The 23,111-nt window shown below is 38.4% G+C and carries 13 protein-coding genes; all 13 read right to left on the reverse strand.

Annotation, left to right across the window (positions count from 1 at the left end; translation table 11 throughout):
* Positions 1 to 8 precede the first annotated feature (8 nt).
* The 13 genes from C245_RS0117195 to C245_RS0117260 all read right to left on the reverse strand — a co-directional run bounded on the left by C245_RS0117195 (position 9) and on the right by C245_RS0117260 (position 23,089).
* Complete coding sequence (locus C245_RS0117195) at positions 9 to 512, reverse strand: hypothetical protein (protein WP_017497847.1); 504 nt, start codon at positions 510 to 512, stop codon at positions 9 to 11.
* Complete coding sequence (locus C245_RS0117200) at positions 502 to 1,491, reverse strand: lipopolysaccharide assembly protein LapB (RefSeq protein WP_017497848.1); 990 nt, start codon at positions 1,489 to 1,491, stop codon at positions 502 to 504. Before C245_RS0117200 ends, C245_RS0117195 begins: the two co-directional genes overlap by 11 nt.
* Before the next feature lie 18 nt (positions 1,492 to 1,509).
* Positions 1,510 to 5,247 (reverse strand): DUF4157 domain-containing protein, encoded by a 3,738-nt coding sequence (locus tag C245_RS0117205; protein WP_017497849.1) that lies wholly within the window; start codon positions 5,245 to 5,247, stop codon positions 1,510 to 1,512.
* A gap of 29 nt (positions 5,248 to 5,276) precedes the next feature.
* Positions 5,277 to 5,486, reverse strand: coding sequence for a hypothetical protein (locus C245_RS0117210; RefSeq protein ID WP_017497850.1), 210 nt, complete (start codon positions 5,484 to 5,486; stop codon positions 5,277 to 5,279).
* 101 nt (positions 5,487 to 5,587) lie between these two features.
* Positions 5,588 to 6,442, reverse strand: coding sequence for a hypothetical protein (locus C245_RS0117220; RefSeq protein WP_017497852.1), 855 nt, complete (start codon positions 6,440 to 6,442; stop codon positions 5,588 to 5,590).
* A gap of 15 nt (positions 6,443 to 6,457) precedes the next feature.
* Positions 6,458 to 8,701: a DUF4157 domain-containing protein gene (locus tag C245_RS23775; protein ID WP_017497853.1), complete on the reverse strand. Its 2,244-nt coding sequence runs from the start codon at positions 8,699 to 8,701 to the stop codon at positions 6,458 to 6,460.
* Positions 8,702 to 8,726: 25 nt separating this feature from the next.
* A complete protein-coding gene (locus tag C245_RS0117230; protein WP_020480218.1) occupies positions 8,727 to 10,208 on the reverse strand; it encodes a DUF4157 domain-containing protein in 1,482 nt (493 codons plus the stop codon).
* 105 nt (positions 10,209 to 10,313) lie between these two features.
* Entirely contained in the window at positions 10,314 to 11,189 is an 876-nt protein-coding gene (locus C245_RS0117235) for a DUF6734 family protein (RefSeq protein WP_017497856.1), read from the reverse strand.
* The gene (locus C245_RS0117240) at positions 11,171 to 11,758 is read right to left on the reverse strand and encodes a hypothetical protein (protein ID WP_017497857.1); all 588 of its coding nucleotides are present in this window, start codon (positions 11,756 to 11,758) and stop codon (positions 11,171 to 11,173) included. The genes C245_RS0117235 and C245_RS0117240 overlap by 19 nt, the downstream gene beginning before the upstream one ends.
* A 13-nt stretch (positions 11,759 to 11,771) precedes the next feature.
* Positions 11,772 to 13,589 (reverse strand): contractile injection system tape measure protein, encoded by a 1,818-nt coding sequence (locus C245_RS0117245; RefSeq protein WP_017497858.1) that lies wholly within the window; start codon positions 13,587 to 13,589, stop codon positions 11,772 to 11,774.
* Positions 13,590 to 17,048, reverse strand: coding sequence for a PKD domain-containing protein (locus C245_RS0117250; RefSeq protein ID WP_017497859.1), 3,459 nt, complete (start codon positions 17,046 to 17,048; stop codon positions 13,590 to 13,592).
* Positions 17,049 to 17,060: 12 nt separating this feature from the next.
* Complete coding sequence (locus C245_RS0117255; protein ID WP_017497860.1) at positions 17,061 to 19,763, reverse strand: hypothetical protein; 2,703 nt, start codon at positions 19,761 to 19,763, stop codon at positions 17,061 to 17,063.
* Positions 19,751 to 23,089 (reverse strand): baseplate J/gp47 family protein, encoded by a 3,339-nt coding sequence (locus tag C245_RS0117260; RefSeq protein ID WP_017497861.1) that lies wholly within the window; start codon positions 23,087 to 23,089, stop codon positions 19,751 to 19,753. Before C245_RS0117260 ends, C245_RS0117255 begins: the two co-directional genes overlap by 13 nt.
* Positions 23,090 to 23,111 lie beyond the last annotated feature (22 nt).

A 23,111-nucleotide genomic window follows, 5' to 3' on the forward strand; every position in this document is an offset into this window, starting at 1 on the left:
TCAGGTTCTTATTGTTGCATTATTTGAATTCTTAATCCTTCAACATTTGACCATAAAAAAAGTTTGTGTTTTTCTCTGTTGTAGGTGACTTGTTCATTTCCTTGTCGGAGTGATTTTTTGTCGGGTTTGCCTAATTTCTCAATAATAGATAAGAACAGTTCATGAATAAAATGAGTATAGGAAACAGTAAATCGGCCCATTTTATAATAATCAAAATGAATACGGATTGTTTCTAACGGTTCATAATGAAAAAACCAAAAAAGTACATTCAATTTATGATGGTCTCTTTTTCCTTCCGTAGGATGATCTACCATGGCATTGTAAATTAGTGTTTGCTGTTGTTCACTTTCTGAATTGAGCGTATCAGGTTCACCAAGTAAATCCGTTACTTTTTTAAAATCGGTTTTTAAGGCAATCTGCATGAACGAAAAACCATTACTTTCATCGTAATTAATTTGATCGATCAAAAAAGCTTTAATTTCATCCAAATCTTTAAATTCATTAATCCACATGATCTTTCTTTTTAATTAAACTATTTATCATTTGAAAAGCCATATCGGCATAGTCATTTTCAGATTGTGTTAAATCGGTCAGGATTTTTTCGCCTTCAGATGATGTATTCTTTTCTTCCAGATAAAGCAATGCTTTGTAATAGAGTGCTTTTGAGTTTTTTGAATCAAAATTGAGTACGTATTCAAGTTCGTTTACCGCTTGTTCGAGTTCTTTTTTACTAATAAGAAGCAGGCTTTTGTTGATTCTTATAATATGATTCATTGGGTTGATTTCCAGTATTTTATTCCAGTATTTTATAGCTGTTTCATTATCAGATAAACTCAGGGCTATGGTTGCTCCAAGTTCAAGAGATAATTCCCGGAAAGGATTATAACGTAAACTGCTTTCGACAGCTGTTTTTGCCAGACCTAAATTTTGATTTTTGAAATGTGTAAATGCGATATAATATAAAACTTCCGACTCAGTGCCTTTTTCATCCAGTGAGTTGTGTAATAGATCCAGAGCTTCATTGTATTTTCCTGTTTTGATCAAAAGTTTTGAAAGTTTTATTTTATAGCTGACGTGATGATTCAGGGTAAGAATTATGGTTTGTAAAGTATCTGTCGCTTTTTGAAATTGCCCGGTATATTCGTAAAGCGAAACCAAACTTTCCCAGGATTGTAAATTGTTTTTTTTGATATCGATGCTTTTTAGATAGTATTTCTCGGCTTCTTCAAACTGATTTTGATTGGTCAGACTGTGTCCAAGATTTAAGGCATAGGTTTCATTTTCTGAGACAGTAAATGCTTTTCTGAATAAGGCTTCCGCTTCTTTATTCTTTTTTTCATGAAGATATAAAAGTCCTAAATTATTTAAAGCAGTTGTATTGTCAGGATCTAAAGAAAGTGCCTCCATATATTTATTTTTCGCCTCGGCAAAATTGTGATTCAGAAAGTATGCGACTCCTTGATTGTTGATTTCTTTAGGGTCTGTTTTCATAATAAATCATTTTAAGCGTTAATCAAAAATATCATCTTTGACATCGGAAGCCAGGTCTTTAGCCATGTCAATTACGTCCAGTTCAGGATAAATTACTTCAATATCATCAAAAGAGATGTCAAACGGTTCGCCTTCTCTATAATGAATTGGGAATACCAAACCAAACTGAATGTCCGGGCCCCAACTAAAAGATGCCAGGTTATATCGCCAGGTTTCAGAGATAGAGAACCATCCGATTCCGAGACTTGCACGGGCAAAGGCGTTGATGTCAAATGTAAATTTAGGATTTACCGTTATATGACCTTCAGCGTCTAGTGCGAGTCCGGTTTGAGGACTCCAGTTGACATCAACAGAAGCCCCGGCTTCCCCTTCAAGTCCTAATGTTCCGGCTAGTTCAATTCCACCTGATAAACTGGCAATTCCAATACTTAGGCCTAATCCTAAATCTCCGTGTAGGGTTAAACCGGCATCGGCAGGAATCGCAAATTCGCCATGTCCGGCCACTGTTGTCAATTCTTCGTGTTCCGGATTGTATGTAATTTCGGCAGACAGGTTTCGCAATTGGCCCGGACCAAACCCTGCAGTAAAGTCTAAACCACCACTGGCTTGGGCAACTAATCCCAAACTTCTTGGTCCGAGTGGAATGGCAAACAACGGAATTTCTATTGTTGGAACAGTGAATAAATTTCGGTCAAATTGTTTGCGGGGGAATACATCATAAGTATCGGTTGCTAATCTGGCAGTCACTTCCATTTCGCCATTTGGTAAAAATTTAACGCCTGCGGTAGCGGCAAGCCATGGAGTTAACTGAAGCGTTAAGGTCCCTCCGCCATAAACTCGCATGGTATCATCAGGTTCACCAGTGGGTTGGCCATCTTCGCCGATCGTTCGGTTGGTCGCTCCTACGGTCACAGAACCGCTCAGCATTCCTCTTGAGTAATCCGCAGATCCGGTAAGCGTTAGCGCACCATTTTCATAGGTAACGGTTAAAGAAGAATTGATACCCGGGATATTAGGCTGTGCCGTACCCGAAACGCTTACGTTGTACTCTTCCGCTCCGTTTTGTTTGGCAATGGAAGCCGAAACACTTCCTCCTCTAATTCCCGGAATGTCATCTCTTAATTGAAACTGACCGCCAATTGAGAATCCGTCATCGCCGTAGGTCGCCTGCATGGTTCCGTTTCTGATTCCCGGAATGTCAAGTTCAGCTTCTCCTGATGCCGTAAAGGTATTTTCGCTGTAGCGGGCTTCTATTGTGGCACTTTTTACCCCTCTGATAGTCCCTTGCGTAATGCCAATTCTTCCGCCTATCGTCCAAATATTATCTTTGTATTCCACATTGATCTCGGCAGGATTAAATAAGGTACTGTCAAAATTAAAGGCTCCTTCGAGGGCAAATCCGTTGGCCATGGAAGCTGCTGCCTGTATGTGTCCACTTCCTACGTTATTGATTCCAAAATCGACCCTTCCGGCAACTCCCAATCCGTTTGTTCCGAACGAGACTTCAAGTGAAGCATTTTCGATAACGAATGGGGAAGGGAAATGAAATTCATCTGCGGTAAATAGTTTTCTTAAGCGAACACCGTCTCCATCGATTACAATATCAATATCAGCATCGCTTATTAAGGGAACAGTAGGTAATACTTTTCCGATTCCGGCAAATCCGGCAGGAGTAAGGTCCATCTGGTCGATTTGAATCGGACTCATTCCGGGTAAACGCAAACTTTGGAAAACACCTCCTGTACCGGTTACGGCATTATTTATAGTGGATTGTTTGTCGACATAAAAGATATAGGTATTTGGAATTCGTACTAAATTCCAGGTCATATCCGGATAAGAAGCCGATATTTTGTTGGTATTTCTCATGTCTGATGATTTGTAGGCATCGACTTTCAGAGTCAGATTTTGAAAATCGGGACGCTCTTTTAAATCGACTCTTGGAAGCCACCTTTCGACAGGATATCGGTTACCTTGAGGAATTGTTAGCCGCTCGCCTCCATTTGGAGAGATGAACAGGGCAGGATCGTCTTCAGTACCCATTCTCCTCATTTCATCTCCAGTTAGCGACTCAATTTTATCCAAATGAAGTCCTCGATTAATCTCATCGAAAGACCAGTATCGATCGGGCATTCCGGATTGTGTGCGTAGTCCAAAATTAAAATCTAAAAAGGAAATGTTATAGCCGATGTCTTTGAAAAGATTGACATATTGGTTCCCTCTGCCTGGCCGTGCGGGTAAAACGGGTTTGTCTGTTTTAGTCTGATAATACGGAGACATAAACACATCATAGGCCTCTTTTATTTTACGGTTCATTTCCCAGGCAATAGAAGAACCTGAGCTTCCATTTGCTGAAGCTTCCAATAATTCGTAATTGGCGACAGTGTCATTACCTCCTAATTGATGTTCGACAATATGGTCGATTTGAAAAGTAGTTCCGTTTTTCTCTCTATCCCATATGGGTAATTTTGCCAGTGGCAGTAATTCTGCTCGTGTTCCGAAAATATTTAATTCAGGTTTATTTTTCCCTTTAAAGAAATAGACCCGTTCGTTTTCATTTTCGGCCCTGCTATAACCTCCGCTTTGGGTTGCTTCGGTTATTTTAGTGTCTAAATTATGGTTTGCCTGTACTGCGGTTCCTGTATCCCAGTTCTGGGGCTGCTGCGTATTACGTCCGGGAGGCGGCATGACCAGAGGTCTTGTGAATAAGCTTGTATTTCTAATCTTGAAATCAGAAATGCTTATCAGGGGAAGTGTCAGAGCCAGTGATGAGCTTGTACTAATACGATAGGTACGACCATCTTTTTCATAACTGAATTGACCGTTTGCTTCGTCGCGGGGTGTCACGCCGGTTGGAGGTGTTACAGCACTGCCAGCGGTAGATGGAGTTGTCGTTTTCTGGATCATTTTGGGCTGAACAGCACTGGCTCCTTGTTGAACCGTATGGGTTAGTTCATGTGCCAGAAGGTGTTTTCCTCCCTGTGACCCCGGATTGTATTTGCCTTCGTTAAAGTAGATGTCGTTGCCGCTGGCAAAGGCTTGGGAGCCCAGTTCTTTGTTCATTTGAACGGCGTTTGAATCGTTATGGATTCTTACACTGCTAAAATCTGCTCCAAAACCAGATTCCATCTCCGTTTTAGTGTTTTTAGAAAGGGGAGAACCACCACCTCTGCTATGGTTTAAATTGCTTTCCAGATTAGAATCATCAGAAGGATTTGCATCGGCACCAGCGTTCATTTGAAGCTCTTTTTCGTCTTCTTTGGATTGAATTTCCTCTTCTTCTTTAGTTTGAACTTCTTCTTCGGCTTTCTTTTGCTGAACAATTGGTTTTGGAACAGAAATGGTTTCGGTGGTTTTGACCGTTTCGTTTTGAGGAACTTCGGTTTTATTCTGAGGGGTTTCTTCTACGGTTGTTTTTTCAGTAACAACGGTTTCCTTTTCTTCTTTTTCTGATTTTAACTGAACAACAGGAGAGAGGTTTTCTGCTATTGATTTTTGAGGAGCGGTCACATCCTTTTTTTGTACCTCCTCTAATTTATTTTGAACTATGGGTGATGGGCTGAAAAACGGTTCAGGATTATTTTCAGGAGTCTTAGTGACTATTTTGTCGGCTGCTTTGTCGGCTTCCGCTTCATATTTATCATTTGATTTGCCAATGCTGAGTTTTGCCTGTAGACCAAAAAAAGGGCTGCTGCCTCGCTCATTCGTTGAGGTAGTCTGATTGGAGGAATGAGCTGTTTTTTTAGCAAGAGCACCCATAATTAAGTCATATTTTATCGTTTTAAAATTTAAAAAGAACTATGGATTTCCATTAAAATAATTTCTTTAGGTCCAACCAGGGATACCAGTAACTTATTGTAGTTCGGAATATTGAAATAACGGCTTTGTCCAATTTTCCATCGATAAGGCAATACGGTTTTTTCATATACCTTTTCGTCGATATGGTTTGTTTCTTGTGTCTTTTGATCTTTTTTACTGAATTCACCAAAGCTGTTCAAATGATAACCGAAGTAGGAATCTCCTTTTTCGAAAACAATGGGCAGAATGTAACTTTTAGAATCTTCGGGAACATTCCATTCTTTGGCTATGGTATTGGTTTTTAGGTAGGTTTTTTGTTTTCGGTATAAGAAATAAATACCTCTCCATTATTTAAAACACCGGCAGATTGAAGTGCTATTTTTCCCTTCAAAACAGCTTTCTCGTACCATCTGAAAGTAGCACCTTCCAGCGTGATGTATTTGCTGCCCCAGAAGCCGACGAGTTTTTCAAAGGGACCAAAGTTTTCTTTTGCTTTTTCATTTGTAACAGTACCTTTTGTGTCTAAAGAAACAATTACACTTTTAGAATTATCGATGCAATGGAGCGCATTTTGATAAGAAACAGTATGAATACCACCGAACCATTCAAGGACTTTGACTTTTGTATAATCACCCTCAATCAGCCACGCATTACTGATTCCTATTACCCAAATGTCTTTGTTTTCTGAGAGAATAATTTTCATTCCTTTTAAAGGATGCTGAATTTTTACAGCATCTTTTTTTACGATATACAGGAAGTCAGAAGTTAACTTCAGAAAGTCTCCGTTTGCAGTAATAGCTACATCAATAACATCAGAATCGGAATGGTAGTTAAAAGAATCATTGAGGACAGAGAAGAAATGATTGTCCCGTGTGCCATTCTCAGAAACATATCGACCAATTAATGCCTCTGAAGTTCCATACAATTCCATATATTTTCTGGGAAATGAAAGTTCAGGGTTTGGGATGTCTATACGAGAATATTCGTGTCCGTTTTTACTGATTGCAGGATACTTTGATAAAGCGGGTACGGAATCTATCGATTGTTTATAGACAATTTTAAAAGTAAGGTCGTGTTTGTTTTCCGGATTCATTTTAGAAACGTTTTGACAATTGGTAAATACTAAAAATAATAATAAAGATAAAGCCTTTTTCATATTGGATTGTATAATTTACCATGGAGGATTAGAAATTTGAATTACTCCCGGAAACACGTTAATATTGACACGTTGTATAAAAAAGTTATTATTAGGTTTTGACCAGAGGCTGATGGCATGAGTTCCGTCGATTGCCATTGCAACGTGTCCCGGGTAAGGGTCGCCGGATGCAGTATAAAAAATTAACTGCCCGACTTTTGGCGTCGTACCCGGATAGACAGGCAGGCCGCTGTTCCAACCTAATTGACTCCATATTAATACATTGGGATCAGAGGCACCGAAGGCAGTATTATAAAAATTCTGAATCCAGGAAGCACTAATTTTGTTAGAGAGATAAGCAGCGTACATGATACTTTCCCAGCAATTCATAGTAGCAGCAGCCGGAAGTGTTCCTGTACCTCCATTCCTTACAAAATAAGCAAAGAAATCATTATTTGGAGGGTTTCTCCAATACATTGAGCCTAATAGCAGATGAGAGAAAACGGCAACAGAAACCGGAGCTGTCAGTTTCGAATTGATTAAACTTCTGATGCTTGCATCTGCCAGTGCAGCTTGTCTGTCACCGTTAGAAACGCTTAGTATTTCATTTCTAATGGCATCATAATCGGTGCTGTGATTGAGAAGCCAGGTAAGTCTTGGAACAAAATCAACACCTTCACCGGTAATCCATTCTAATTGTGTGGCAATGTCGAAATTGAGATCGGTTACTGCTTCGAGTATAGTGGTATTATCACAGACTACGCTGAAGAATGTTTTCCAAAGAGGCGTTTTTAAAGCGTCTTTTTGTGCCTGATCTGTACTGGAATTTATGATCCATGGTTTTATAGTAGCATAATCGAGTTCGAATCTCGTTGTGAACATTTCGTCGTTCAGCCAGGTCAATTTAGTAGCTAAATCAAACTGCAGATCGTTTAAGGCTTCAATCATAGTGATATTGTCGCAAACGCCTACAAAGAAATTCATGCCCACCTCGGAATGTACTTTTAGGGCATCTCTTTCGGTTTGGTTAGTCGTGGTGCTTGTAATCCAGGGTTTTATCTCTGAATAGACGATTGACCAACTGGCTGAATAGATCTCTGCTTTAAGCCATACTAATTTTGTTATTAAATCAAATTGTAAGTCGTCGAGAGCTTCAATCATATTGGCATTCGTACAAACGCCAACAAAAAAGCTTTTCCATACATCGGTTTTTAAAACATCTCTTTGCGGTTGATCGGCGGCGGTTACCATTCCTTTGATTTCACTGTACGCCATGAAAAATGTTCCAAAGGTAGCGGCGGCATTTACCCATTCCAGTTTTGTATTCAGAGGAGCTCCTAAATTATTAACTGCCCTGATCATTTCGGCTACATCAAGTGCTGCAGCCATTCTGGTTTTGTAACTGCTATTACCTAAAACAGTTGCTTTTTCAGTATCGTTAAGCTGAGCACACATTAAAATGACTTCATCTTCAGGAACATTAAAACTGTCGAGCATTTCGTTTAGACTGTCTAAATTGCTTGGCGTATCTTGTTTTTGAATGTTGGGTTTATTGCCTTGCTGTATCGTGTGCGTAAGCTCGTGTGCTAACAGGTGTTTTCCGTCCTGAGAATCGGGATTGTATTTTCCTTCGTTAAAATAGACGTCATTACCATTGGCAAAAGCCTGAGAACCTAATTCCTTGTTCATTTGAACAGCATTAGAATCATTGTGGATTCTCACCTTGCTGAAATTGGCTCCAAAACCGGATTCCATTTGGTTTTGAGTGGCATTGGCCATGGGAGAACCACCGCCTTTACTGCTCTGAAGTTTGCTTTCCAGCGATGCCGTATTTGTTGGACTTGTTTCAGTTTCAGCACTTTTTTGGATTTCTTGTTCCTCTTCTTTGGTTTGAACTTCCTCCTCGGTTTTTTTCTGCTGAATCAGTGGTTTTGAAATCGGATTTTTTTCGACTGCCTTAGGCGTTTCGGCTACAACAGTTTCCGTTTTGTTTTGAAGTGTTTCTTCCTGTTCTGTTTTTAATTGCGTGACAGGTGTACTTCGTTCTGCTAAGGATTTTTTTTGAACTACAGGAGACGGACTAAAAAAAGATTCCGATTTGGCATTTTGTTTTTGCGAAACGATTTGGTCGGCAGCTTTATCGGCTTCAACTTCATATTTGTCATTCGATTTTCCGATACTGAGTTTGGTCTGTACGCCAAAAAAATCCTCACCCTGCCTTGAATTAAAGGCGGATGGTCCGGAAGGATTGGATTTTGATTTTTGGTTAAAAGCTCCCATGTGTCGTTAACGGTACTTGATTTTATTAATGTCTGTGTTTTGATCCCACACCTTTAAAAGCATTCTCTCCACAGGAAGCCGGAGTTCCAATGATCATCCTGAACTTGCCTGCTGTTGGGGCGGTGAAATTAATCGGAACTGTACCGCCAATTTTGAACGAAGTTGGTCCCATTAAACTTGTCCCTGCGGAATCAGTAATTTCGACTATGTAACCTGAACACGGGTTCTCACCTTTATTTTTTGTCGTTGTTAATGAGATAGAAAACGATTTACAAGCACCATCTGTTTCTAATGTTTCAATATGAACTGGATCTGAGGAGAAATGAAATATATTCGTTATATCGCAGGTCTTTTTGTCTTTTTTCTTTGGTGGTTTTTTCTTTTTGTCTTTGCCCGGGCCTGAGCCTTTTCCAACATAAATATCATCTAAACGGCCAATGGTTTGTACGCCAACAACTCCATCGTAGCTCAGACCATTATCGGATTGAAATTTAAATACAGCTGCTCGTGTTTCACTGCCAAAATCACCATCAGCACCGAATTTAGGAAGCTGATAACCTAAATCCATTAAACCCGATTGTACTTTTTGTACAGGTTCTCCCTTACATCCGGTAGCGAGATAATCTAAATCATCGTGTGTTTGCTCTAACTTGTAATCTCCTTTAAACCGAGGAGATTCTAAATCTTCAGCTGCAGTTGCAGAAGGTTCGACGGATTTTTGTACAGCTCCGGTTTGCTGAATGGTATGGGTTAATTCATGTGCCAGCAAATGTTTTCCTTCCCGGGAATCGGGGTTGTATTTTCCTTTGTTAAAATAGACATCGTTGCCGTTGGTGAAAGCCTGAGCTCCCAATTCCTGACTCATTTGGACAGCATTAGTATCAGTGTGAATTTTTACATCACTGAAATCCGCACCAAAACCGGATTCCATTTCTTTTTTAGTTTTTTTGTCTAAGTCGTTTCCACTGCCTTTTGAGTGGTCCAGTTTTCCTTCGAGTTCGTTATTCTCGATTTCGGCATTGGGATTTTGTTCTTTCTTTTGTACAGCCTTGTCTTCTTCTTTTTGCTCTTTAGACTGTACTTTTTCTTCGTTTTCACAATCGGCACATTTCTTTTGTACCGGTTTTTCTTCTTCCTTCTTGTCGGATTTCTTCTGTACTGGCTTTTCCTCTTCTTTTTTATCTGATTTTTTTTGTACCGGTTTTTCTTCCTCTTTCTTATCCGATTTCTTTTGTACTGGTTTTTCTTCTTCTTTCTTATCGGATTTTTTCTGTACAGGTTCCTCTTGTTTGATTTCCTTACTCTGAACAGAAGAGATGGTCTCTGCAATTGGTTTTTGCTGTACGTTTTCTTTCGACTGCAGAAGACTTCCTCCGGACGAATTATTATTCACTACTTTATCGGCAACCCGGTCTGCCTCAACCTCAAACTGGTCACCGACTGTTCCGGTTTTCAGTTTTTTCTGGATTTTAGGTCCAAAAAAAAGCAGAAGAGGAGGATTGAGCAATTGGCTTTTTATTTTCTAGCGTTCTCATCACTTCATTGTTTTGTTATTTGAAATAAAAAAATATTTCTTACCCTTTGCGGGATCAATTTTCCGGAATAAAGGGTGCTACGATGCGAGCATCGTTGGAGAGCTGATTTCTTCTTTTGGTATGATCTGATGTTTTTCGAGCTCGATCTTTATTTGTGCGTACCAGTATGGAAATATTTTAAACAATCGATATTCAATTTCTTCCGTAATGTCTTTTTTGTACTTTTTAATACCAAAGAGATGACTGTAGCTTATTTCACTGGCATATTTACTCTGTTCTGTTATATTTTTTCCTTTAAGAAGCAGGGTAGGCGTAATATTGTTATAGTCTAATACAGAAGCCAGATTGTATTGTTCTATAACAATACAAGGCTCAAAACCTTGTTGCTTTAATGGTTCAAATTCCTTACGGTTTGTGGTATAGATTTTTTCCAGATCATAATAGGCATTTATAAATTTATCGCGCAGTGTGAGGTCATTAAATCCCAGTATGCCACAGCTGTAGGAAAGTCCTAAATCAGGATGCCAGTAAGGTAAATTTTGTGTGTATTGATTAAAAAAATCGATTTGCTTTTTATAGTGCGCTTCATAACCGCATTCTCTGCGTTCGAGAATAATGGAGTCGAAATTGAAATTGATTTTCTTTTTTATAAATACATCCGTATCGAGGTGAACAAATGGTTTGGTTTGTTTTTCGATGGCATGAATTTTTGATTTCATCCACAATTCTTTATTGTGTTCCTGATCCATTTTTGTGATTCTGCAGGGCAGCATATACAAAAAATTATAGGCAGTTTCGTCTGCATAAAGCTCAATGTCCTTGTACCAAAGATGACTGTACAAAATACTCAGAGCGGTCATGTAAACGGTTTCCTTAAGTTTATTGCCCATTTGCCAACGATTATTGATTAGAGGAAAAGCGTTCAGGCTGTATATTATTCTTGGTTCTTCCATAAAATATCGCTTAAGGTTTGCAGCTGTTGTTTTTCATCCAGATAGCAGACGTTGTTGTATAACGAAGCTTTTTTACTGTGTTTATAGAGTCTTTTCCATTCGTATTTTTCACCTGTTGCTTCTGAGGTCAATTTCGGAATCTGGTCATTATGAAATGTTTTCATTTCATCAAAGGTGGCATGCCATACCATTTCGCCTAATAAATAGGACTGTGTCAAGCCTATTTTAGAGAAATCTCTTTTGTAATAATCCGTATGGACATTTTTATCGTTGATCTGGTATTCTGAAACCAAAACTTCTCCCTGCAGATCATAAAAGCGGTTGAAAAAACGGGTGATCACTTCACTTTCTTTAATGAGTGATAAATCGTCTTCATTTTCATAAATAATATCAATATCATTTATGGGCATATCATAATAAGCACGGAGGTTAATGTAATCCGCAATTCCGCCTACAAAGGCAATCTTTGTAATATCGAGGTTCTTAAAAATATTTTTGAGAGCTTGTTTTTGCTCGTAGAAAATATTTTGTTCATCCTCTTTTAGAAATGTGTTTTTTTCGGTTTCCATGTTTTATATCGTATTACCAGTCCACAAAAATGATCTTGTCTTTCCATGCGAGTTTTACAATTCCCAGATTCCAGTTAATTTTATCTAACAAAATGTCCTGTGTTTTTCTTTCGACAATGACTTTGGGGTTGTCTTCGCTAAGAATTATTTTGCCGGGTCTTTGTAAATACTCATTTTGTAATAGGGCTATAGAAGAATTTTTCATAATCGGCCAGTTGTCTAAAACGGCTTGCAGCATTTCTTTGCCTTGATCTTTTAACTCTTCCGAGAGTATAATGTTTCGGTTTATAGGTCGGTTTATGGGGGTGTTGCACAACACTTTTTCGAACAGCATTTGAGATTCGTAATCCTGCTCCCGGTCTGTCGCGATATAATGTAGCAGATGGGCGGCAGTTTCGGGATCGTTGATCGTATTGTCTTTACGGAGTAAACCGCAATTTCCGAAAAGATGTTTCAAAAAAGGATGCACCAGTATTAGTCCCGCATTGTTTACATAGTGTGAAGAAGGAACATCTGAAGTTGCTCCGTCAGCAGGGAATAATGCCGAATGCCAGTCTTCCAGATCTTTGGTTTTTTCATTTTTACCTTCGATTTCCTTGTTACGATTCAAAAGAGCATTGATCTCTGCCGTTTCTTTAGCATCGGTTTCCGGGGATTTTGAAGAAGGATTTCGATTTTCTTCGGTTTTCTTCTTTTTATCAGGATCACCAACTTTATGAATTTTTTCCTTTTCCTTATTTCCAGATTCTAAATCTCGAGCTTCCCTATTTTGAGCTTCCATTTTAGTATCAGGCTGAGGTTTGTTAGCAACTTCAGGAGATCTGTCAGTTTCTGAAAATTTTAATTTTAAGAATTCTTCTTTAGCGCTTTCCGGAAGAATTTCGGAAGCGATTTGTTCAGAAAGAGTTTTTATAGCGGCTATTTCGGGAGCAAGATTGCTTAGTACGGAGAGTACTGATTTATCGGATACATTTTGCCTGATTTGTTCCAATATGATTTTCAGGTTTTCCTGAGTTATAGAAACAAAAGAAGCAATTAGCTGCACTAATTTTTCTTTTGTCAGAGCCTCATCATGCTGTAATAATTCCGAAAAGACGATCTCCCAAATTAAATTGCGCTGATGTAAGCCCTGTTTCGATTTCGAAACAAGTTTGCGCATATTGCGATGGATCTTCTCAATTATTTTGGTAGCTGTTTCTTTATCATCAGCGGCTAAAAGAAGTGTTTTTTTAAGGATATCATAAATCTGTGCGTCTGATAATTGTTTGATGAAACGGGTTCTGATTTGGGAGTTTTTCAATGCATTTCGCAATTTTGAACCGAAAGTTTTGTCTCCAATATTTTTTTGTAATTGAGGGTCCTCTTCCGGACCAAGGGGAGTATTACCATTAACATTGCTCTTACCATTGCCGTTACCATAGTTATTGTCACTGGTAATCACCCACCAGGGACTGGTTCCCGTTTCCAGAAAAATGAAGAATTCATCACTGTTTTTTTCTTCGCGGTTCATTAATTTGTAACGCTCCGTATCGGGAAAACCTTTTTGAATCTGATCGTCAATTTGTTTTTGAATCTGATTTAAAATTTCCAGTTTTAGGGCATTAAAATTAAGTTCAGAAGCGACAGAAAGGTTCAGGTCTAATTTTTCGATCTGAATACTGTACAGCGGTATTTGGGTATGGAGCGTATCAAAATAGGTTTCTAAAAGAGGAAGGAGTTCTTCTTTTAGAAACGTATCCAGATGGTCTTTGAGGTAATACGCCTTCTCTTTAGATTGGGTATTGACCTCCAGAAACAGCTTGTTGATGATATGGCTTCCAAGGTGCTGCACTTAGTTTAAACTTTTTAGTTGTGATTCGATGGCTTCCAGAATAAATTTGATGTCCTTAAACGGAATCTTCTGATCGGTTAAGAAAGCTTTTAAGGTTCCTTTAGGATCGGTCTTATACTGATTTTTTACAAAACCTTGTAACAAGCTGTCTATACGTGCCGTAATGGTTGTAAATGGTTTTTCGAATTTATTTATGAGTTCTGCGGGCTGACATTTTATGATGGTATAGAAAAGCGAGATATGACTTTCGGTAAGGAAACTCAGTACTGTTTTTTCCTCTTCCATTCTTGCATTTTTTGAACCCAGTAATAAATTGTGGTATACAAGCTCATTATACATCTCGGGTAATGCAGTATTAAAATCTCCATTGATATAAGCACTGGTTTCTTTTTCAACACTTGCAAATTGTTTCTGAATTTCAGTAATCAGCGAAAGAGTCTCTTTACTGAATTTTTGTAATTCAGGCTGTTGGTTGATTTTTTCAAAAGTCAGGTTCGTTTTTTTGACGAATTCTACTGCATTAGTCAGACAGGGGTTTTCAGTCGGTTTTTCACGAATTCGGATATCTCTCGGACCGTCGACAGATTCGCCGCATCTTTTGTTGAGTGCAGAAAGCGACACTTTGATCACGTCGTTTTTGTACAGTGAAGTTGGTCGTATGATGGCTTCTGTAGCATCGGTTTCGATTACCTCTTCTTCGATGTTCCAGATGTATTTTAGAGCATCCGTAGATTTATTGCTAAAGGCAATCTGATTATTTCTGATTGCATAGCTAAATAAAGCTACAGGCGGATTTTGCATTAGAATGGTAAGGTTCGAAGGTTTACCGTTTATTAGTATAACCACCTGATCTACATCTTTAGGAACATTATTGCCGATAAAAATGTATTGACCGGCATCATTCTGGGAAACTCCGGGGCCTGATAAGACCGTTTTTTTGCTATTTGGTTCAATAGTTAAAACATGTGGTTTAAGGTCGTTTCTGCAGATGTTTCTGGTGTCGATACCTACAACTACAGGCACTTCAAAAGTCACCGGATGCTGTGCCTGAGCATTACAGTTTCCGTTTTCACCTGTAACTTTTACCTGAAAACTATAGCTTTCTTTGGCGGGTACCTCATAGGCATAAATATGTTGAATTTTTGCTTCAGTAGTGGCAACAGGTTCACTGCCATCACCAAAATCCCAAACATATTTCATGTCTTTCTGATTCTCACCGCTAATACTAAAATCAACCACAACTCCATCCTTATTAAGCGATTTCGGGAAGACAAAAGTGAAATCAAATTTTGGTTTTCTGAAAATGGTTATTTGGCAGTTGGTTTCAAAATTATTCACCGTAAAAGTTATCGGTTTTCCGATGAGTTCTTCACTGACCAATTTTGGATCAAAAACAAATTCTCCATACTGATTTTTGGTTACTCCGCCATTCAAATCTTCGTCTACATCGGCTTTTACAAAACCTCCGGTTGGTGTTACGTGAAAGGGGAAGTAAGGGGTTGTTTCATCAAAGCAGATATGGTTTACAGGTAAAGACAGGGTGATGAAATTATCATCGCAGCATAAATACGGCAAGGTAAAGTCGGCTATCACCGGATTTAGCACGATAGATTCTCCGGGTTCTTTTTTATCGCCTTCTTTTTCAAAATCACCTGCGAGAGAATTTCCTCGCGGATATTCGTACGGATAACCATAGCCGTAATAATAAGGATATTGACTGTACTCACCTTCAATATAAATCATGACAAATGTGCCGCCCGGTGCCACACCTGATTTGTGCTCGTATCCGTGATTTTTGTTCAGATAGTAGGAGGTATAATTTTCAACTATTTTTTTTGCGTCATGGGCTTTTACTCCAAGTACAACAACATTGAATCCTAAACCGTACTGACGTCTGATGGCCTGAATCGTTTTTAGTGCTTTTTTATAGTCTGTACCCTGATGGCCTTCGATTCTGTAGAAGTTGTGATCTGAGACCATTTCGTTAGGCCATTTTGTATTCAATAAGTTATCGTGATAACTTCTGTTATTGCGTTGTTGTCCGATAGTGGTTTTTTCGTAATCCCAAAGCTCAATAAGATGATCGCCCACATTATTGTAAAATGGAATTGCTTTTTTACCAAGCGAACCCAATTCAAAACTAGGAGTGATTTTGATATAAGTATAGTTTACATTGTAATTCGCTAATAATTGTACGCAGCGTTTTATCAGACTGTACAATTGCTGTAAATCTGTATTTTTCCCATAACAGATTGTAATTTCTTTACCTTCTAAATCAACAATAAATTCGTTAATGGTGTCTTTCTTGCCAGGTTCGTTAAGCGTATCGAAAGGCAGACAATCGTTACAGGTACTAAGGTTCTGTCCCGTGAGCAGCGGTGATTTGTAAAAAGAATGTCGGTATTCAAAACAAGGGCCGCTTTTTTGCACTTCTCCCAGCATTAAGTGTTTGGGAAATGATTTGATGTCCGGAAAGCAAAAATCATAGTCCATATTGGACAATAAAAGTCTGATTTCATTGTAAGTATCAATTAAATCGTTGAGCAGATCGTATCGATACTGAAAATCAGGTGGGACATTTTTTTCATCAAAACTGTACAGAGAAGCCAGATTCTTTTTTATAGAATCCAATATAGTTGGCATTTTTAATGGGGTCAATAGGATCTCAAAACCGTCTTGCAGTCTGGCCACTACATTGTTTCGGAACAGACCATTGGTGAATTTTCTTTTGATTTCATAATAACTGCTAAAATCTTCGGGTTGTAATACAATGCGGTTAGAAACCAGTTCCGGAAGTTTGTAATACAGGTTAGAGAATTTGATTTTGCTAATGATCTTATCATGAGTGTTTATCTGCGCCGCAACGGTTTTGCTTACCAATAAGGCTTTGTGATTGCCGATGATTTCCAGTCCCTGATTGTCGCAGGAGAGACTGACACAGAGATCGGAATCTTTTTCATAAGATTCGATATACAAAAGAACGACAGCATCGGTTACCTCTAATCCGGTATTTTTTTTAAGATAATGTATCGGATAAGTATTGGCACTTTCGGTAAGCTGCTGTTCGGCAGTTAAAAGTTCGAAGATATCAAGCTGTTTTGAACCATCGTAAAAATAAGGTTTGTAAGCCGCTTTTTTGTTGTCGTATACTTTATAATGCGTGTATTGTTTACTTTCAAAATCAATAATTTTTCCGCCGTTTGGAGTAGACTTGTACAACTGTATAAGGTCACCGTCGGTTGTGATACCGCTGCCTTGTGTTATGGTAATGTCTTTTGAAACGGGGCTGTACGAAACCTTAAATCCGCAAATGATGCCGACACCACTAAGACCAATTCTGGAAATACGATCCTGATCATCAAAATAATCTACAATCTCGTTAAGATGTCCTTCTGTTAGTACCTGATTTTTAGTGAATCTTCGGTACAGCGTTGTTATGGTTGAAAGTTTTACTAACATTTTGAATGGTATTTATAGTGATCCTAAATTTGTTTTTCCCAGTATTATTTTCTCGAATTGATTTTCGTTTTCGTCGTTGCAGTCAAATAATCTTCCTGTAGGATATAAATTGCTGAGGTTCGATAGAGATGTGATAAGCTTTATCAGGTCTGTTTCCGGCTGATTCTGATTCAATAAGGTTTTGGCAAATAAATAATCCTTGTAAGAGTTCTCAAACCGCAAAAGTTCGTTTTCTGCCGGATTTTGAATTTCATTTTTCCGATGTCCGATCCAGCAGATTTTTGCCAGAACATGCGCCGGTAATTCTTCCTTAATTACTTTTTCGATATAATTTCTGAAATCGATGTTGGCAAAACGCAAAGTATATCCGGGCAAAATAATACTTACGCGATAGGAGTAAGGGTCCAAAGGCTCACAGCTCTTGCACTCATCAGTACAGATCGGTAAAAATGTTGCCGAATCCACAATAGTTTGGTTCACATCCGGGCGAAGCATCATGTGTTCGACAATAAATAAACCTTCCTCGGTAAACACTTCTTTCATAAAATGAATCAAATCAAGAATAGACTGCTTTACTTTAGCCAAAGAACTGTAGTAAGTGTACCTTTTGGCAATGATACGGTCCTTATTGTTCACATCCGTAATTAACGGATTAATGATGTCATACGAATACTTTCCGGAAGGAGACCGGTGTATCTGGATGTTATCGATGACCTGCGGATCTGTGATGCCTTTTTTAAAAGCCTCTTCGACATTGTATTCGCGGGTTTGAATGATTTGTAAAATAGCAAAATACATTTCCCGATTGGCAATAGAGGTGTCGTAATACTCTGTTGTGGCAGAGAGTACGATTTTGTTTTTATCATCCCTGATTCTCCATCGGTATACCAGTTGATTGTCTGAATCAATAAAATGATAGAGATCAACAAAGGAATCCGAAAGATGTCTTCTGTTGTAGTTTTTAATCCCCAAAAGCCTTGCAATTCTCTTTTTTACCCCCGAGACATTATCAGTATCCCACAGATTACTGTTGGGTTGTCGGTAATAGTTAAAAGAACTGCCGCGGTTTTTGCTTACGATTTTATAATCTTTCAAAAAGTCTTCTTTGTTTTTCAGCACCACTTCATCCGTAGCACTGCCATAGATACTTTTGTTAATGAAAACATATTCAGAGAAACGTTCTGCAAATCGCCCTAAAAGATGATCCAGAATAGAATTTCGTCTTTCAATATTGTTGTCCAGCTCTTTAAAAAGAATTTCGGTCAGATAATCATCATTGTTTTCAGGATAGCCCTCTACCAGTTCGCTAAAGCCTTTAATGTCTTTTACCGCCTGGGTAAAAAATGTTTTAGTGAGATTGCCGCTTACCGAAAGTATCTCGTTGACTTTTCCCAAATGTTTAAAATAACTGGCCAGAATCTGATCGAAGAATAATAGATAGGCTTTAAGCTGTTTGGCCTGCGATTGTCGGGCGACTGTGGCTCCTGACGGTAAACCAACTTCTCCGATACCATACGTATCCGGAAAATCGTTTTGTATGGTGGTATAACTGTTTGGGTTTAAATAAGTGCCTTTTGGTATTTTCAGTTCTTTGTGATGGCTGGAATACTCGGTCGCTTTGTCTTTTACGTCATTAATTTCCTTCAGATAAAGATCCACCTGAGTTTTATTGATGTTCAGAGGTAGTACGCCTTTATTGTAGTTGAAAACACTTTTATTACAGATTACCGGTTTTTGGTATTCTTTGAGGCAAAGCAGCCACTGATTCGCCACCGCTTCATCATCGCCGCAATTCCCAAGAGAAATATCTTTGATGGTCAGCACTCCGGGTACATTCATAATCAGTTTGATAATATCCGATAATCGCACCTCACTGGTCAATTCGGCTTCGATTAATTCTTTGGTATCAATAAAACCATGTTCCAAAACCGGCCCGTCAAAAATTTCTAAGGAGGTGTATCCCTTATCGAGCATTTGCTTAACCGAATAAAAATTAACGGTGGTCGATAAATAACCATCCAATGCGGTTAACACCAGGGCATGAACCATTTCTTCGTCGGCTTGAGTATCGATCTCAATACTGGCACATATTTTTATAGGATATTCATCGACTTTTATAATGTTAATCAGATCTTCACACAGGTTTCTGTTGGCATGGAATTTTTTTCTGATGAGGTCTTTGACGCTGTTAATGTCAGAAAGTTTATTGCTCTCAAAATCAACATAAAGATCGTATAAACCTTTGAGCTGAAATTGTTTTTTAAGGCGGCTTGGGAGTTCGCTAAAATCCTGATAATTATAAGATAATTGCTCGTCTTTACAATTCACGTAAACGGTTTTGTAGTGTTTGGCCGGCCAACAATTTTTAACGCCGTCAATATCGATAAACAGTTTTCTGTAATCCAGTGCAGTTACGGGACTTGTAGTCAATACTTCCGAAGCCTTAAAAAACTGGTTGGGAATATCTTTTTCTTTTACGTCAGAAGCAAGGAGGTTTTCGATCGGCAAATCGGTTCTCATGCCGAGGTCGGTTATAGCATAACAAAGCATTTCCAGCATCGTGATACCGGGATCATGCGAATTAAAATCAGTCCATAATTTGCCACCCAGCTGTTCGATATACTCAATGCCTTTTTTTCTGAGATAGAAAAAATCCAGGTCATCTTCGGTCGCAACCTTTTTAGGAATTGTATTATGTGGATTTAGTATTGACATGACTCTTCGGATTGGAAATTAGGTTCTTTACAACTGTTGATTTTTGTAGAAATGATATGATTTTTTACCGATACCAGTATGCGTTTTGGATTAGACGGTGACAGTACCGGCAAGAAATCCAGTGTTGCCTGATAAGTAATATCGTTCGGATTTTCTGATTCGGTATTGTCTTTGAGCTTCGCCATTTCTAACTCTGCTAAATAATCGACATAGTATAATTTTTCGATATAGTCAATGATGGTGCTTCTGTGTAATTCAATCCCAAAAAGGATGTCCTGAGTGGTGTCAAATGCCCACGGCGACAAGAATTTGGTGATATCTTCATTGAGCTGTTTTTTATAAAAGTTCTCATCGTACTGGGCATAAAACCGCACATTGAGTTTGATGATCACTTTCTCGTATTCCGGATTAATTACAGCGACTTCGACATGCATACTGTTGAGATTGCTGATGTAATTTCGAATTTTATTTAAGGTAGCCGTATTTACTCTCGGCTCATAAAGATCAAATACATTTTTGTTTATAATATCCGGGACCACTATAAGAGTAATATCTCCGGGTGAAAGAAAGGATTCCTTTTCATTATTGGTATGGTTCAGGCATTTTACTCTGAAAACTTCCGGAAACTCCTGAAGGATAAGATGCTCATAATCCCATAGCGTTATTGCTCTGTTTTTGTGGCGAAGACGTTCACTTACCCGTTTGTAATAGGTCTCGTCTGATTCCTGTGCTTTTCCGTTAAAAGAATTAAAAGGCTGCGCGACACTTTTAACCTGCGTGATGCGGGTAATGAGCTTAGAAATGGTTTCAGCAGGCAATCCTTTTTCTAAATGAGACAATTCGTTATTGTGGTTGTAAAATTCGGCTGTAACGACTTGTGTTTTAATATCGATTACTTTGCAGACGGCATCATAAGCTTTATGCATTTTTCCTCTTACCCAGATCAGGTTGTCCGGAAATAAGGTGTTTGTTTTGGTAGCTTGTTTTGGAATTGCAAATTTCAGAATCCCCGACTTTAAAAAATTATCGGTAGAATTGGCTAAAATTTCATTCTCAATATTTTTCCATTGATTGTCACAAAGAATAAACCATTCTATTTTTTGTCTACCGACAAAAGAGTCCACCTGTGGATTTTCGCTTCCTTCAAGTATCTGAACCAATAAAGCAACCTGCTGTAAAGTTTCGGCTTCCTCAAGACCGATGTAAAATTCGCCTCCTTTGCAATAATCAGGAACGAGACGGCTTGTAAGAGCGCTATTAGCATCCAAAACCCCTTTTTGTCTGGCAACATTTTTTAAATAAGAATGTTCTTCACTCTGTCCAAATGGAGCTTCATGAAACAATCGGATTCGTTCTGCCTGGTATTCGACTTCGGTTTGATGGGTAAAATTGACCGTTTCCTCCGCCGTATAATCTAAACTAATGGTTTCGACAAATGGCGTATAAGCTTCATTCGGAATCAGGGTATCCGCAATTTTACTCATAATGGCGAGCGTATATATTTTTGGGTACAAAGAGTGCAGCAACGATTGGTTTAGAGTCAATCGGATCGGGCCGCTCTTGTCAATGTCGTAACCGTCTCCTGCTAAAGGAAATTCGGTTACATAAACCCCGTCTTTTAGCGTAAACAAAGTAGTGTCTGTAATTTTGGTTTCCCAGTTTTCTTTATTTAAGAGGGACACATTACCTTTAAAATAAGCATCGGAGTCTACAATAAGATCGGTGTCGACTGTGTTAAGAATTAATTTGCTTTTTTCCGGAATATTTATGGCAACAGCATCTGCTTTAGGCTGAGGGTCTTCGGGCTGATTTACGGCTTTGTCTTTTATAATTTCTTTCAGAAACATTCCATTAAAGAAAAGAGTCTGGCTTATCGTCGTATCCTGATATTTCTTTTTGTAGGCCTGATAATGCGTTTTAAAAGATTTGGGGGTGTTTTTCCATTTTATAGAGACGTTGATATTCTTCCATTTTTTTGAAAACATTTCCGGATAATCAATAAGAAATGACGAACCGCTGGTAGGCTGCGTGGTAAAAGGATAGAAAGGTTTTTCGGCATTTAGTAAACCGGTATCGCTTTCCAGTAATAATGATTTTACATCTTTTACGTCTACTTTAACACCGATGCTGCTGATGGTTTTGGTCACCAGATTTCTAAATAAATAATGTCCTTTTTTGTCTTCTGTACGAATTAAGAATCGGATAACAGGTTCTGTTGTAGAGAAATGTTCTCCTAATTTCTTTTGATTATAGTTTACAACAGAGGGGGTATCTTTTGAAATTTGAAAGACCAATCGCAATTGCTTTTCCACAATACCTGAAGTGGCAGCTGTTCCTATAAGTTTAAAAGGACCAAGCCATTCTTTTTCACCACTGCAGAAAATGCTGATATTATCAACAAGATCATTGACGGTAATGGGTTCCTTAAATGGTTCGGTATCAAAAGTAAAAGCTTCATTGAAAGTAATAGTAATATCAATATTTCTTTCGCCCTCTTTTAATTGCAATAAGGGTGAAGCTATGGTAAAGCCAAGTCGGGCGGCTTCCAGTTCAGTATATTTTTCTTCATTAGAAGTATATCCAAATGGCAACCAGTACTTTGATCCTTCCTTAAGACTTTCTCCCTTTCCATCAAGAGAGTTGGCCACCTGACTGCATTTTATCTCCCCTAGGGTAGTATCATTATAAACACTCTTAAGCGCTGTAATTTGAGCTTTGTTGGCAACTAATTCTTCGGTTGTTTTATAGATAAGTTTGTTGCCTAAAGCATCTTTTCCGGCATCCAATTGTGTTTGCGCTTCGATTCGTTCTTCGGTACTTTTTTTAGCCAGCTCGAAAATAACATGTACCTGATCCGGTTTTGCAGCGAGTTTTTCGATTTGTAAAATATCCTTATAAAAGAAATCGAGATGTTTTTTGGTAATTTTATTAAAGCGCTCTTTAGACAGTTCCAATAATTTCAGGAAACAGATAAAAAGGGTCATGTGAGGCGTTAACGTGCCTTCGAATTCAATATCCCGAAGTGTTTCCGAAATACTTTGTTTCAGAAGCGTATAATCTTTGTCTTTTCTGTTTGGAATGTCTTTTTTCGAATAGCCAAAATGATCAAAAATTTCCTGCCAGTTTCCGGAAGCTTTTTTGCTGTTGGTGGTGTCAAAAAAGTTAACCTGTTTGGCAAAATTATAGGTAAAAAGAAACCAGTCTTCCTTATCAAAGTCATGGAGTTCCAAATTGTGGGGATCGAGAATACTATTCACGCGGTCGCCCTGATCTGTGCCATTTCTTTTAAATAAGGTATCGTTGGTATGGTCGCTGTTGTTACACATAATGCTTTTTATATCAATTTTA

Origin of the sequence: Flavobacterium sp. WG21 (assembly GCF_000335775.1) — a bacterium.
In the GTDB taxonomy this organism is placed as follows: domain Bacteria; phylum Bacteroidota; class Bacteroidia; order Flavobacteriales; family Flavobacteriaceae; genus Flavobacterium; species Flavobacterium tructae.